This window comes from Streptomyces sp. UNOB3_S3 (assembly GCF_020740895.1).
Taxonomy (GTDB): Bacteria; Actinomycetota; Actinomycetes; order Streptomycetales; family Streptomycetaceae; genus Streptomyces.
The window spans coordinates 1-12,793 of the sequence record NZ_JAILXP010000201.1 but is presented as its reverse complement, the minus strand read 5'-3'; the positions used below and the strand labels follow the sequence as shown (position 1 = coordinate 12,793).

The window sequence follows — 12,793 nt, the reverse complement described above, 5'->3', positions numbered from 1 at the left end:
GGCCCACGGGGCGGCCCTGGAGCTCCAGCGATGACCCTTGAGGTCCTCGCCGAGCGCGCCGGTGTCACCAAGAGCTGTCTGTCCAAGACGGAGCGCGCAGCGCTGCTCCTGATGGCCTGCGACGACCACACCGCACCGGACACCCCGCATCCGCACCTGCCCTGACGCTGCGCATTCTCCGGGTGCCACACCGACGCCCCCGTTCGGAGCCGTTCATGATGCGCCGGTAGCGGAGCGTCCTTACGTTCGGTCCCGAAGGCAACGGTGACTCAAACGGTGGGTCAAGGGACGGAAAGGCAGCCCGGTGACGCACAGACGCAGGGCCCGCCGCCACATGGAACGGTTCCTGGCAGCCGCCGTGGCCGCGGTCACCTTCGTGCTGGGGCCCGCTCCGACGGCACAAGCGGGCCCACGCGTCGTCAACGCGCACCGGGCCGCCACCTTCAACACCCATGCGACAGCCCTCTGGCAGAGCAGCGTGTACGACCTGACCAGGCAGGCCGAAGTCGTCGCCCTGCAGGAGGTGCGCGACACCCCTCCGCCGGATGCCGAGCCACAGGACGGCGCACGAGTGCGCCGGGAGACGGTGAGGAACGGCTACACCGTTCAGCGTCTCCGCTGGACGGCCTGCCCGGCGCGCGAGACATGTGCCATTTACCTCCTGCGGACGCACCGCCAGAACCGTTCGCTGGCCATCGTCATCCGGCAGGACGGCGATCTGGTCGACGACGTCGACGTCATCCCGCCCCGGGGCGGTCAGCTGGTCCCGGCGGACGCCAAACCCGCGCTCGGGGTCAAGCTGTCCGACGGCACCTGGTTCTACAGCGTTCACGCCAGGAACAGAACCGGCGCCTCCCAGGCGAACGACGCCCCCGCCCTCGTACGGGAGGTCGCACGGACGTCGGGAGCGCACTGGGCCGCCCTGGGCGACTTCAACCGCACACCCGCTTCCATGGTCCCTGAGGTCACCGCCGACCAGGCGGAGGTCGTCAGCTCGGGAAACCCCACCTTCCCCCGGTACGGCCCCACGTCCGAACTGGACTACATGGTCGCCAAGGGCATCCCCACCCCACGCGCCTACAGCGGCTTCCGCCTGACGTTCACGCAGACCTCCGACCACTTCCCGGTGGGCTTCTGGGAGAGCGGCGCCGCCAGTCCGGCCGACCGCCAGTACCCCTGCGCCCCGGAGGAGGGAGAGCTTCTCCGGAAGCGGGCGGTGGTCTGTGTGCCCGACAGACCGGCCGCGATCGTCTCGCTGGGCGACAGCTACGCCTCCGGCGAGGCCGGCCGGTGGGCGGGAAACGCGGACACGAACGCGCGCGGCACCGCCTGGGGCACCGACCGGGCGGCGATCGACTGCCTGAGCGAGACGGACTGTGCCCACGTCCCGGACGAGGTCTACGGCCCGACCTCCTACAGCCTGACGGGCAACCGGTGCGACCGCTCCGACGTGGCGCCCGTCCTCACCGCCGAGTACCCCGGTGTCGACCCCTGGCAGCACTTCGACATCGCGTGTTCCGGGGCCACCACCCACGAGCTCACCCACCCGTACACGGAGAAGAACGAGAAATCCCAGACCGAGCAGCTCGCGTACATCGCGGCGCACTACAGGGTCAGAATGATCACCGTCTCGATCGGCGGAAACGATCTCGGCTTCAGCGACATCGTCCGGTCCTGCGCCAGACGGTACCTCTACCCTTCGTGGCTTCCCTTCGTGGAGAAGTACTGCAAGAACGTCTGGCCGGATGTGGACAAGAAACTCGCGACCGTACGGCAGCAGGTCGTCACCGCTCTGCGCGCCGTCCAGGACACGATGACGACGGCCGGTTACCGGCCGGAGGACTACCACCTGGTGGTGCAGTCCTACCCCGCCCCGCTCCCCCACGGCACGGACTACCGCTATCCGGAGACGTACGCGCGCTACTCCGACGGCGGCTGCCCCTTCTACGACACGGACACCGACTGGGCCCGGCAGACGCTCGTGGGAGGCCTGACACGAGAACTCAGGAACGCCGCCGGGACCGTGGGCGCCAGGTTCCTCGGCCTCGACAGCGCCTTCGAGGGCCACGAGCTGTGCAGCAGCCGGGCCCACCAGGCGACCGCGAGCAACACACTGGCCGACCCGCTGCCCATCCAGGACGCGGAGTGGGTGCGCTGGATCCCCTACCTCGCGTTCCAGACACTCCCCTGGACCTCCCAGGGCGATCAGCAGGAGGCCCTGCACCCCAACGCCTTCGGGCAGGAAGCCCTCGGCGCGTGCCTGTCGGATCTCGGCGGACAACTGGAGAGCAGGCTCGGCAGGCCCGGCACGGACTACACCTGCCGCAACGACCCCCGCCAGGGGATCGTCGTCGAACGGACCCGGCTGCCCGCGGTCCCTGCGGGGCGGGCTACACGGCGAGCCGGTCCGCGCTCTTGACTCCCGTCACGGACGCGGACCAGGACGCGGCGGATACGGCGAGCACGGGCCCGTCAGGGCTCTTGCTGTCCCGGACGGGTACGACGCCGGTAGGGACGTGTCCGGGGGCCCATTCGAGGCACTGGCCGCCGTTCCCCTCGCTGTAGCTGGACTTCTCCCACGCCACGAACGCGGACCAGGATGGGACGGGCACCGTGAGCACGGGCCCGTCAAGGTTCTTGCTGTCCCGGACCGGGACGACGCCGGTAGGGGCGAGTGCGGGGGCCCATTCGACGCACGTCCCGCCATTCACGTCGCTGTAGCTGGACTTCACCCATAACGAGCGGGCGAGGTCGGGAGTGGTGCTCATGAGCGTATGCCTCCATAACGTGCCGGATGAGACGGAGAGAATCCGGCAGGGACAGGGCGTTCGCGCGCAGCAGCTCATATGTCGCGCGTGCTCCGGCGACTGCTTCCGGTGAGTCATACACCTGCCCCTGCACGTAGCTCTCCGCGTACAGGACTTCGGTGCCGTCCTGCTGCCTGAGCAAGATAAACGGCGTTCCCCTCACTGGCGTGCCGCCGAAGGGAAGCACCTGAACTGTGATGCGTGGATGCTCAGATGCCGCCAGCAAGTGCTGGAGCTGCCCCCGCATAACATCAGCACTGCCCGGGTCGGACCACAGCGCAGCCTCATGCATGATGACCCAGAACGACGGGGGGTTGGGACTGTCGAACACTTCCCGACGCCGCATGCGGTCGTCTACGCGCTGCTTGATGCTCAGCGCCGGGCCATCCGGAGGGGCGGCGCGATGGAGGGCTTCGGCGTACTCGGGCGTCTGCAAGATCCCCGCAACCAGGACGGGCGAGTAGTCGCAGACGGTAGCCGCTTGGCGCTCCAGTTGGAGGTATGGGAGCAGCCAAGCCGGATTCCCCGCATCCGCCGCCCTCTGCCGCATCCGCGCGTAAACCCCCGCCGTGCCGAACACCTGGTCGCACATCTCCGCGAACTGCGGTGACGCGAGCTGCTGCCCGCTCTCCACCTTGCTCACATACGGCTGTCGACACCACAGCTTGTCGGCCAACTGGGCCTGGGTCCACTTGCGCGCCTCGCGGGCGTGCTTGATCTCTTTGCCGAATGTCACGGCAGGTGATTCGGCGACCTCTTCCTCGCTCACGCGTTCAACTCCCCCTGGATTCCAGTGTCGTCCGGAATGACAAACCATCTGGTCAGCCGTACGTCACGGGTGAAGGCTTGATTCCCGTTAAGACAGCGTGGAACACACGGAGGTTCGAACAAATGACAGCGCAAACCGCTGCCACAATCACCTACCGCCCCGGCGTATGGCTCATGGACACCCACCTCAACCGCCTCGGCTGCCTCATGGCTACCGAAGGGGGCCGCGCACAACTCCGCCCACCGGGCGGCGGGCGCGAGTGGGACGTCGACCCGGACACCCTCCGCCTGGCGCGCGCCGACGAGAAGCGCGCGGCAGGTGTCCGGTGACGATCCCGCTCCCCCACACCAGCGGGGCACCCGGCGGCACGCCCTGCACGCGGTGCGTGCTCTTCGCCCGGGCGAAGGACGGTGCCAAGCAGCGGTGCGACCCGATGGCGCTCGCGCAGTACGAGGCGGCGGAGAGGGCCCATTGGGCCCAAGCGCACCCGGACCACCCGGTGAACGACCTGTGACCTGATCCCGCCCCCAACCGCACCGGGGGCGGGATTCTGTCTTGCTTCCGTTCCTTGCAAGGCTTTTACCTCTGCGAATAGCGTCGTCGATCACGATCCGGATCTCTCCATTCATCCCACGACGCACACGGTGACCCCGTGCGCCGGAGGAGGCGTTCGCATGCCCGAGTTCGCTGAGCCGATCGAGGTCGACCCGGCTGTCGCCGAGGCCAACCGGCACATCATCAACACCGTCCCGCCGAACTCCGAGGACTTCGAGGAAGCCCGGCGCGGGCTCCTCGCGCTCCCCGAGATCCCGGCGATCCCGGCCCGCCACAAGGGCGACCGGATCGTGTGGAACTTCGTCAGCTACGACTTCCTGAGCGAGGGCTTATCGGACGAGGCCCCGCCCTCCGTCAACGCGAGCCTGTGGCGTCAGGGCCTGCTCACCGCCCAGGCCGGCCTCTTCGAGGTAACGGCCTACGGGCACGGCAGGATCTACCAGGTCCGTGGCTACGACCTGTCCAACATGACCATCATCGAAGGCGATTCGGGCATTCTCATTATCGACCCGCTCGCCTCTTACGAGACCGCCCAGTGGGCGCTGAAGCTCTACCGGGACACGACCGGCAGCACGCGGAAGATCGCCGGCATCATCTACACCCACAGCCACGTCGACCACTTCGGCGGCGTCCGCGGCCTGTTCCATGACCAGAACGGCGAGGTCGACACCGACATCCCGATCATCGCCCCCGACGGCTTCCTGGAACACGCCGTCAGCGAGAACGTCTACGCCGGTCCGGCCATGTCCCGCCGCTCGGAGTACATGTACGCGGCCAAGCTGGACAAGGGCCCGCACGGACAGGTCGGTGCCGGGCTCGGGCTGACCGTCTCCACCGGTGAGGTCACGCTCGTCCCGCCGAACGTGAACATCGGCGGCAGCGGTACCGCCCCCGTCCCGCGCGACCAGTGGTCGTCGAAGGACGTCATCCCCTGGCGGCCCGGCCTCTACCGGGAGCTCGTCGACGGGATCCGGCTGATCTTCCAGCTCACGCCGGGCACCGAGGCCCCGGCGGAGATGAACATCTACTTCCCGCAGGCCCGCGCCCTGTGCGCGGCGGAGAACGCGACCCACACCCTCCACAACATCCTCACCCTGCGCGGCGCCCAGGTCCGGGACGCCCACGCGTGGTCGAAGTACCTCACCGAGACGATCCAGACCTTCGGCGAGCACACGGACGTCGAGTTCGCCTCCCACCACTGGCCCCGCTGGGGCAAGGAGAAGATCGTCGAGTACCTGAGCGTCCAGCGCGACGTCTACGGCTTCCTCAACGACCAGACCCTGCGGCTGATCAACGCCGGAAAGACCGGCATCGAGATCGCCGAGACCCTGGAGCTGCCCGAGTCCCTGGCCTCCCACTGGTACACCCGCGGCTACTACGGCTCCGTCAGCCACGACCTCAAGGCCGTCTACCAGCGCTACATGGGCTGGTTCGACGGCAACCCGGCGCATCTGTGGAACCTCCCGCCGGTCAAAGCGGGCGTGCGCTACGTGGCGGCCATGGGCGGCGTCGACGCCGTCGTGGCCACGGCGCAGGAGGCGTACGACCGCCAGGATTACCGCTGGGTCGTCGAGCTCCTCAACCACGTCATCTTCGGCCACCCCGAGGACAACGCGTCGGCCAAGGAGTTGCAGCGCAAGGCCCTGACCCAGCTCGGCTACGGCTCCGAGAACGGCACGTGGCGCAACTTCTTCCTCACCGGTGCCCACGAGCTGGCCCACGGCATCGAGAAGCCGTACAACCAGGAACCCGGCGACATCATCTTCTCCACGACCCTGGAGCAGTACTTCTCCACCCTCGCCCGTGCCATCGACGGCCCCAGGGCCGCCCGCGAGCAGCGTGACCCGATCGTCCTCCAGTGGGTGATCAACGGCGGCGAGGAGGAGACCTGCACGACGACGCTGCGCAATGGCGTCCTCGTCTACGTCTCCGGCAAGGACCGCTTCGCCGGCGCACCGCAGACGGTGATCAAGCTGACCCGTGACGTCCTCAACGGCCTGATGTACGGCGCCCAGGGCGACTACCGGGCCGCCTTCGACAAGGCCGTCCGCGACAGCCTCGTCCAGATCCCCGAGGGGAAGCAGGAATACGCCGACACAGTCTTCGGCTACCTGACCAGGCCCGACGCCTCGTTCCCGATCGTCGCCCCGGCCTCCCCGGTCACCCCCCAGTAGCCGGACCTCAGTAGCCGGGCCTCAGGCGCCGGGCCTCAGCCGACTCCCTCCGCCAGCACCCGCCGGCAGAGGGAGTCGGCCGCACGGGTGGTCTCCGGCAGCCGGAAACGCGGGGACAGCGCCAGCGACCACGCGCAGGCGTGGTCGAGGCTCACGCGGTGGCCGACCGAGACGAAGACGGGCTTGACGCCCTTCTGCGTGCGCAGGGCCCGTCCGACCTCCTCCGCGCCGTCCAGCAGCGGGGACGTGTCGCCGCGCTCCGGGCCGGGCGCGTCGTACGTGAAGGTGAAGGGGTTCTTCGCGACGCCGATCGTGGGCAAGCCCGTCAGGACGCCGAGGTGGCTGGCGAGGCCGAAGCGGCGGGGGTGGGCCAGGCCGTAGCCGTCGCAGACGACGAGGCCGGGGGTGACCGTGAGGCGGTCGAGAACGGCGAGGACGGTGGGGATCTCCCGGAAGGCGAGCAGCCCCGGTACATAGGGGAAGGCGACCCGGCCCACGGCCGTGGCTTCCTCGACGACCTCCAGGGTCGTTCCATCGAGCGCCACGGCCGCCGCGACGACCACGTCCCGCTCGTCGTCGTACGCGACGTCCACGCCCACCGCGATCAGTTCTGCGCCCGGCTCCGGGCCCGGCTCGTCGAGGATCACCCGCCCGCGCAACTCGTCCTGCACGGCGGTCGCTTCCGCCTCGGTCGTCGGCCAGCCGGTGGGCAGGGGGCGGGGTGCGTCGATCATGGTGGCCCACGGTACCGGGCGGGCACCCAGCCGCCGGGGCGGGGGTGCCGTCCCGGGCGACCGGGCGTAGCCTGTCGATCATGTTCGTACTGGAACTGACCTACATCGCCCCCATCGAGCGCATCGACGCCGCTCTGCCGGAGCACGTGGCCTGGCTGGAGGCCCACTACGAGACGGGCGTCTTCATCGCCTCCGGCCGCAAGGTGCCGCGCGACGGCGGGATCATCCTCGCGGTGGGCGAGGACCGGGCGAAGATCGAGGAGATCACGCGCAGCGACCCGTTCACGGTGGCGGGCGTGGCCGAGTACACCGTCACCGAGTTCATCCCGACGAAGACGTCCCAGGCCATGGAGCCGTACCGGCAGGAGCTGCCCTCCTAGTCCTTCCTAATCCTTCTGTCGCACCAGCCGGGCGATCCGGCCCTTCTCCCCCGCCGCCCAGCACCCCGTACCCGGTGTGGCGGCCGGGGCGCAGTCGACCGTGTCGTACGAGCCGGTGTCGAAGGTGCGCCAGGTGCGGCCGCCGTCGGTGGTGAGGTCGCTGCCGGTGGGGCCGACGGCGAGGGCCGCGGCGTGGGTGTGCGGGAGCCAGGCGACCCCGGAGCGGTAGGCGGCCGGGGGTGCGGTGGCGACGTGCCAGGTCCGGCCGCCGTCGCCGCTGGTGGCGGCCGCCCGGGGCGACGGTTGTCCGGCGCGGTAGTCACCGCCGACGGCCAGGCCGTGGGCGCGGTCGCGGAAGGCGAGCCCGAAGACACCTCGGGCGGCGTCGCCCGCTGGGAGGGGCGCCTCGGTGGCGGTCCAGGTGCGGCCCCGGTCGGTGGAGTGGAGCACTCGGGAGACGGTCGCGCCGCCGGTGGCGATCCAGGCGTCGCGGGGGCCCGAGCTGACCACGCACTGGCCGCTCGCGGCGAAGGCCGCCTCGCCGCTCAGCGCGGCGGGCAGTGCGGCGGCGGGCAGGGGCCGCCAGGCGCGGCCGCCGTCGTCCGTGGCCAGGAGCCGGAACCTGCCGTCGACGGGGTCGCCGAGCGCGAGGCCGTGGCGGCGGTCGAAGAAGGCCACGCAGTCGTAGAAGGCCTTGGGGTCGGTGTTCCGGAAGGTCTCCGTCCAGGTGGTGCCGCCGTCTTCCGTCCGCAGGATTCTCGATGCCTCGCCCTCGCCGATGGCGAGGACGACGGCGTTCCGCCCGTCGAAGGCCTCGATGTCGCGGAATTCCAGCCCGCGCGCCCCGGGTGGGGAGACATCGCGCCAGGTGGTGCCGCCGTTCCGGGTGAGCAGGACGGTGCCCTTGGTGCCCGCCGCCCAGGCGGTGGCGCGGCTGACGGCGGCGAGGCCCCGGAAGCGGGCGTCGGTGCCGGTGTCCTTGAGCTCCCACGCCAGGTGACGGTCAGGGGCGGCGGCCCGGGCGGGCGTCGTCGCCGGGCCGCCCAGGGCGAGGGCGGCTCCGCAGGCCCCGGTGAGCAGGGTTCGTAAGGTCTTTCCCATGCGTCTCATGGGGCGGGAAGCTAGTGGAGGCCGGGCCTGGGCGTCCATGACAACGCCACGACGGAGGAACGTCAAAGATTCATCCTTTTGGCCGGTGACCTGTGGCCGCACGGGCGATCCGGGGCCGGGGACGCCGTGCCTAGCGTGAAGGAATGACACAGATCCCCCTGCCGTCACCACGGCCCCTGTCCCTCACCCCCGCCGCCCGTATGCCCGCCCGTACGCCGGTCCGCGGCCGGGGCTGGCTGGTGACCGCGCTGGGCGGGCTGTGGATCCTGGAGGGCCGGGTGCTGAGCCGGGGCGCCGGGCATCCGGAGTACTCCGGCGGGCACCACGCGCATCTGGTGGTGTGGCTGACCGGGCTGCTGGTGGCGGCCTGTCTGCTGCCCTGGGCGCCGCTGGCCGGGCGGGCGGTGGCGGCCGTGGCCGTGTCGTGGTCGGCGACCGGCTATCTGCTGACGGCGGGGCAGCCCATGCCGGCCTGGGGGATCACCGAGAGCGCCGCCCTGCTCGTGCTGCTGGGCGCGGTCGCCTGGCGCACCCCGGTACGGCCGGCCGTGCCGCTGGGGATCGCGCTGGCCGCCGGGGTCCTCGCGGCGCCGGTGCGGGACGCGGACGCGCTGAGCACCACCGTCGTGGCGTACGCCCTGGTCGTGGCCGGGGTGACGGCGCTGGGTCTGTGCCTGCGCCACCGGGACGTCGAGCGCGCCCGGGCGGTGGCCGCCGCGCGTGAGGCGGAGCGGCTGGAGCTGGCGGGCGAGCTGCACGACTTCGTCGCCCATCACGTGGCGGCGATGACCCTGCTGGCCAAGGCCACGGGGTCGCTGGCGGACGACGAGCGCGTCGCCGCGTCGCTGCGCGACATCCAGGAGGCGGGTGACGAGGCCATGACGACGGCCCGGCGGCTGCTGAAGGTGCTCCAGCAGGACCAGGCGCACCGCGCGCCGCTGCCCGGGCTGGACCGTACGGCCGAGCTGGTGGCGGCGTTCCGCGAGGTGCACCCGGACGCGCGGGTCACGCTGAGCGTGGACCCCCGCTTCGGCGAGGGGCTGGCCCCCGGACTGGCCGGCTCCGTCCACCGCATCGTCGGGGAGGGCCTGGCCAATGTGGCCAAGCACAGCCCGGACGCCTCGGCCGTGGGGGTGTCGCTGCGACGCTCGGGGGAACGGTTGTTCGTGTCCGTGCGCGACGACGGCGGGCCGGCGCGCACGCCGTCCGCGCCCCGAGCGCCGGAGGACAGCGGGGGGCTCGGGCTCGTGGGCGTCGGTGAGCGCGCGGACGCCATCGGCGGCTCGCTGACGGCGGGGCCGGTGCCGGACGGCGGCTGGGAGCTGCTGGCGGTCCTGCCGGCGCGGCTCTGAGGGGGCCGGCGAGGCTCTGAGGGAGGCCTAGGCGGCCCGGGGTGGTCCGGGTCCGACCATCCTTGGCCGCATTCCTTGAAGTTCATCGCCATCAATGACAAATGTCTTCTTTTTCAAGGGCCGTGACGCAGCTCACGCTTGATTCATGTGCACGACCACGATCGTTCGGCCGTCTCACTGTGTAAAGCAGAGGAAGTCACAACGGCACGGAAGCGCACCACCGGGAAACCACCGGGAAACCAACGCAAGGGAGCCGGCATTGTCCACTGTCATCGAACAGGCTGTCCAGGCACGCATCATCGCGTCGGCTCCGCCGTCCCGGACGGTTCCCGCGCTCCTGCGTTACGAGAGCGCCGATCCGTTCGCCGTGCGCGTCGCCTTCCCACCCACGGCCTCCCTCGACGGCGCGGAGGTCGAGTGGGCCTTCGCCCGGGAGCTGCTGGCCCGGGGCCTGCTGCGCTCGGCGGGTGGCGGGGACGTACGGGTGTGGCCGTGCGGCCCGCACCGCACGGTGCTGGAGTTCCACGCGCTGGAGGGGGTGGCCATGGTGCAGATCGACACCCCGGAGCTGCGGGCCTTCCTGGCGCACACCTACGCGCAGGTGCCGGCGGGCGGCGAGGCCGGGCACCTCGACGTGGACAGCGACCTGGCCGCCCTGCTGGCCTGAGCCCGTCCGTCCGCCCCGGGCTCGTCAGGGGAGGTACGCGAGCCAGTCGGTGCCCGGCAGCGGGTGGGAGTGCCACCGGCGCGCGTACGGCGGGAGGTAGGGGTGGCGTGTGTCGTACAGCAGCGCCGTGGGGATCCGGGTGGCGGTGCGGACGATGTCGGCGGTGGTGTGGGAGCGGTTGTTGCCCATGGTCTGGGCGGAGGCGCAGCCCGCCTCGTAGGCGATGGGCTGGGCGCGGGGGCCGGTGACGAGGCAGGGGGCGATGACGCCGAGGCGGCCGAGCTCATTGGCGGCCCGGCGGTAGCGGACGGTGGTGTCGCGCGCGTCGGCGGTGTTCACCCGGAGCTCCTCGACCTGCACGGCGAGATGGGCGGCGAGGACGGCGCACAGGGCGGTGACGGTGGCGAGCCGGGCCCGTCGGCCGCCCGCCGTCCCCGCGGCCCGTACCGCGTGCGCGGCGAGACCGGCGACGGGGAGGGCGAGCAGCGCGTAGACGGGCAGCAGGAAGCGGGGCGCCGCGTAGTCGAGCAGGAGCAGATAGGGCGCGGCCAGGGCCATGGCGCATGCGACGGGCAGGAGGGTGACGGCGGGTCCCTCCGGCTCCCCGGGCGCCCGGCGGCGGGCCCGCAGCGCGAGGGCGCAGGCGGCCGCGATGAGGACGGGCAGCAGCCACCACCACAGGGAGTGGGTGACGGAGGGGCCGGCGATGCGGCAGGGGCGGCAGAGCTGGGGGCCGTTGAGGGCGCGGTAGGAGGCGCGGAAGCCGGTGCCGAGGTGCGCGCCCATGCCGCCCTCGGTGTCGCTGGAGAGCGCGAGCCGCCGGCCGATGCCGCCGAAGCGCGTGTACGCCTCGGCCGCCCACTGCGCCCCGCCGGCCGCGAGCCCGCCGAGGACGGCGGCCGTGGTGGCGGGCGTCCGCCAGGACCGCAGGCAGGCGCAGGCGGCCAGCAGGGGCAGGGCGAGCCAGACGGCGTCGGGGGCGCGCAGGAGCGCGGCGGCGGCGAGGGCCGCGGCGAGGCCCGCGAGGGCCCGGCGCCGGCCGGGGGCGTCGCGGCGGGCGCGCAGGAACCAGCCGGCGGCGGCGACGGCGGCCAGCGCCAGCCAGAGGTTGGGCATGACCTCGGGGCCGCTGAGCACGGTGATCCACAGCCCGGTGAGGAGCAGCGCGGCGAGCGCGACGCGTCCCTTGCCGAGCAGCGGCTCCCACACCCGGAACGCGGCGAACAGCGCGAGCGAGGAGAGCAGTACCAGCGTGACCCTCAACGCGGTGACGGAAGGGGTGAGGGAAACGACCGGCGCGACGAGGAAGCTGATGCCGCGTGAGCGCGGGGCGCTGAAGAAGGCGGCGGGATTACGGGGGTCCACTTGCGAGAGGTAGACGCTCTCGTCCCAGCCGAGATCCATATGGGCGACGGAATAGCACAGTTGCAGTACCGCGAAGGCGACGGCGACCGCCGCCAGGCGTACGTCGCGATGCGGCGTGCCGTCCCGGTCCGTGATGGCGGAAACGGGCTCGACGCGCCGGTCGGTGGTGGCCATGCCCCCTTCTTCTACCGCATCGCCGCCACCCTCGGCGCGGTCACCAGGGCGAGCTCGTCCCGGCGGCCCTGGCCCGGGCGCGGGCGGCGCTGATCTCGGCCTCGGCGGCGGCCCGGCCCGCCCAGCAGGCGGCCTCGGCGGACTTGCCCGGTTCGAGCTCCTTGTAGACCTCGAAGAAGTGCTGGATCTCCAGCCGGTCGAACTCGGGCAGGTGCCGGAGGTCGCGCACGTGCTCGTGCCGGGGGTCACCGGCGGGCACGCACAACACCTTGTCGTCCTCGCCCTGTTCGTCCCGCATCCGGAACATCCCGATCGCGCGGCAGCGGATGACTATGCCCGGGAAGGTGGGGTCCCCCGCGAGGACGAGCGCGTCGAGGGGCTCGCCGTCGGCGCCGAGGGTCTCGTCGATGTAGCCGTAGTCGGCGGGGTAGCGGGTGGAGGTGAACAGCATCCGGTCGAGCCGGATGCGGCCGGTCTCGTGGTCCATCTCGTACTTGTTGCGGCTGCCTTGCGGGATCTCCACGACGACATCGAAATCCACGGGGGCTCCTCCGGAGGGGTCGGGGGAACACCATGGTGGCGCGTTCCGTGCTGCGCGCGCCACGGGGCGTGGGTACCGTGCGGCCCGGTGGTCCGGTTTGTGCCCACCCTCCCCCAGCTACCGCTGGGAGGTGCCCCCAGCCCTGCGGAACGATTGCCCACAAAC

12 protein-coding genes and 2 pseudogenes are annotated in these 12,793 nt (G+C 71.5%); 7 read left to right on the top strand and 7 right to left on the bottom strand.

What is annotated here, in order from left to right; genetic code table 11:
- The first annotated feature begins 304 nt into the window (after positions 1–304).
- Positions 305–2,419, top strand: a complete 2,115-nt coding sequence (locus K6I33_RS21385) for a hypothetical protein (RefSeq protein WP_229355324.1) — start codon at positions 305–307, stop codon at positions 2,417–2,419.
- On the opposite strand, the gene K6I33_RS21380 is transcribed toward K6I33_RS21385, so the two are convergent.
- From K6I33_RS21380 to K6I33_RS21375, 3 genes and pseudogenes are all read right to left on the bottom strand, one after another.
- Entirely contained in the window at positions 2,391–2,612 is a 222-nt protein-coding gene (locus K6I33_RS21380; protein WP_374285492.1) for a DUF397 domain-containing protein, read from the bottom strand. The genes K6I33_RS21385 and K6I33_RS21380 overlap by 29 nt on opposite strands.
- A gap of 27 nt (positions 2,613–2,639) precedes the next feature.
- Positions 2,640–2,768: pseudogene (locus tag K6I33_RS36655) on the bottom strand (DUF397 domain-containing protein); the annotation flags it as partial.
- A 31-nt stretch (positions 2,769–2,799) separates the two neighbouring features.
- Positions 2,800–3,624 (bottom strand): annotated as a pseudogene (locus K6I33_RS21375) (Scr1 family TA system antitoxin-like transcriptional regulator); the annotation flags it as partial.
- Between the two features lie 74 nt (positions 3,625–3,698).
- Here K6I33_RS21375 and K6I33_RS21370 point away from each other — a divergent pair.
- The 3 genes from K6I33_RS21370 (at position 3,699) to K6I33_RS21360 (ending at position 6,305) form a co-directional block, all read left to right on the top strand.
- A complete protein-coding gene (locus K6I33_RS21370) occupies positions 3,699–3,905 on the top strand; it encodes a hypothetical protein (RefSeq protein ID WP_229355319.1) in 207 nt (68 codons plus the stop codon).
- Positions 3,902–4,090, top strand: coding sequence for a hypothetical protein (locus K6I33_RS21365; RefSeq protein WP_229355317.1), 189 nt, complete (start codon positions 3,902–3,904; stop codon positions 4,088–4,090). The genes K6I33_RS21370 and K6I33_RS21365 overlap by 4 nt, the downstream gene beginning before the upstream one ends.
- Before the next feature lie 160 nt (positions 4,091–4,250).
- A complete protein-coding gene (locus tag K6I33_RS21360; protein ID WP_229355307.1) occupies positions 4,251–6,305 on the top strand; it encodes an alkyl/aryl-sulfatase in 2,055 nt (684 codons plus the stop codon).
- Between the two features lie 35 nt (positions 6,306–6,340).
- On the opposite strand, the gene K6I33_RS21355 is transcribed toward K6I33_RS21360, so the two are convergent.
- A complete protein-coding gene (locus K6I33_RS21355) occupies positions 6,341–7,039 on the bottom strand; it encodes an endonuclease V (protein WP_229355298.1) in 699 nt (232 codons plus the stop codon).
- An 80-nt stretch (positions 7,040–7,119) separates the two neighbouring features.
- Between K6I33_RS21355 and K6I33_RS21350 the strand changes: the two genes are divergently transcribed.
- Positions 7,120–7,419 (top strand): YciI family protein, encoded by a 300-nt coding sequence (locus K6I33_RS21350; protein ID WP_229355296.1) that lies wholly within the window; start codon positions 7,120–7,122, stop codon positions 7,417–7,419.
- A gap of 6 nt (positions 7,420–7,425) precedes the next feature.
- Here the strand turns inward: K6I33_RS21350 and K6I33_RS21345 are convergent, their stop codons facing one another.
- Positions 7,426–8,520: an oxidoreductase gene (locus tag K6I33_RS21345; RefSeq protein WP_229355294.1), complete on the bottom strand. Its 1,095-nt coding sequence runs from the start codon at positions 8,518–8,520 to the stop codon at positions 7,426–7,428.
- Between the two features lie 152 nt (positions 8,521–8,672).
- Between K6I33_RS21345 and K6I33_RS21340 the strand changes: the two genes are divergently transcribed.
- Together K6I33_RS21340 and K6I33_RS21335 are read left to right on the top strand one after the other, a co-directional pair.
- The gene (locus K6I33_RS21340; RefSeq protein WP_229355292.1) at positions 8,673–9,881 is read left to right on the top strand and encodes a sensor histidine kinase; all 1,209 of its coding nucleotides are present in this window, start codon (positions 8,673–8,675) and stop codon (positions 9,879–9,881) included.
- Between the two features lie 259 nt (positions 9,882–10,140).
- On the top strand, positions 10,141–10,548 hold the full coding sequence (locus tag K6I33_RS21335; protein ID WP_229355290.1) for an SsgA family sporulation/cell division regulator: 408 nt from the start codon (positions 10,141–10,143) through the stop codon (positions 10,546–10,548).
- A 24-nt stretch (positions 10,549–10,572) separates the two neighbouring features.
- Here the strand turns inward: K6I33_RS21335 and K6I33_RS21330 are convergent, their stop codons facing one another.
- On the bottom strand, positions 10,573–12,087 hold the full coding sequence (locus tag K6I33_RS21330) for a hypothetical protein (protein ID WP_229355286.1): 1,515 nt from the start codon (positions 12,085–12,087) through the stop codon (positions 10,573–10,575).
- A 40-nt stretch (positions 12,088–12,127) separates the two neighbouring features.
- Entirely contained in the window at positions 12,128–12,628 is a 501-nt protein-coding gene (locus K6I33_RS21325) for an inorganic diphosphatase (protein WP_229355285.1), read from the bottom strand.
- Positions 12,629–12,793 lie beyond the last annotated feature (165 nt).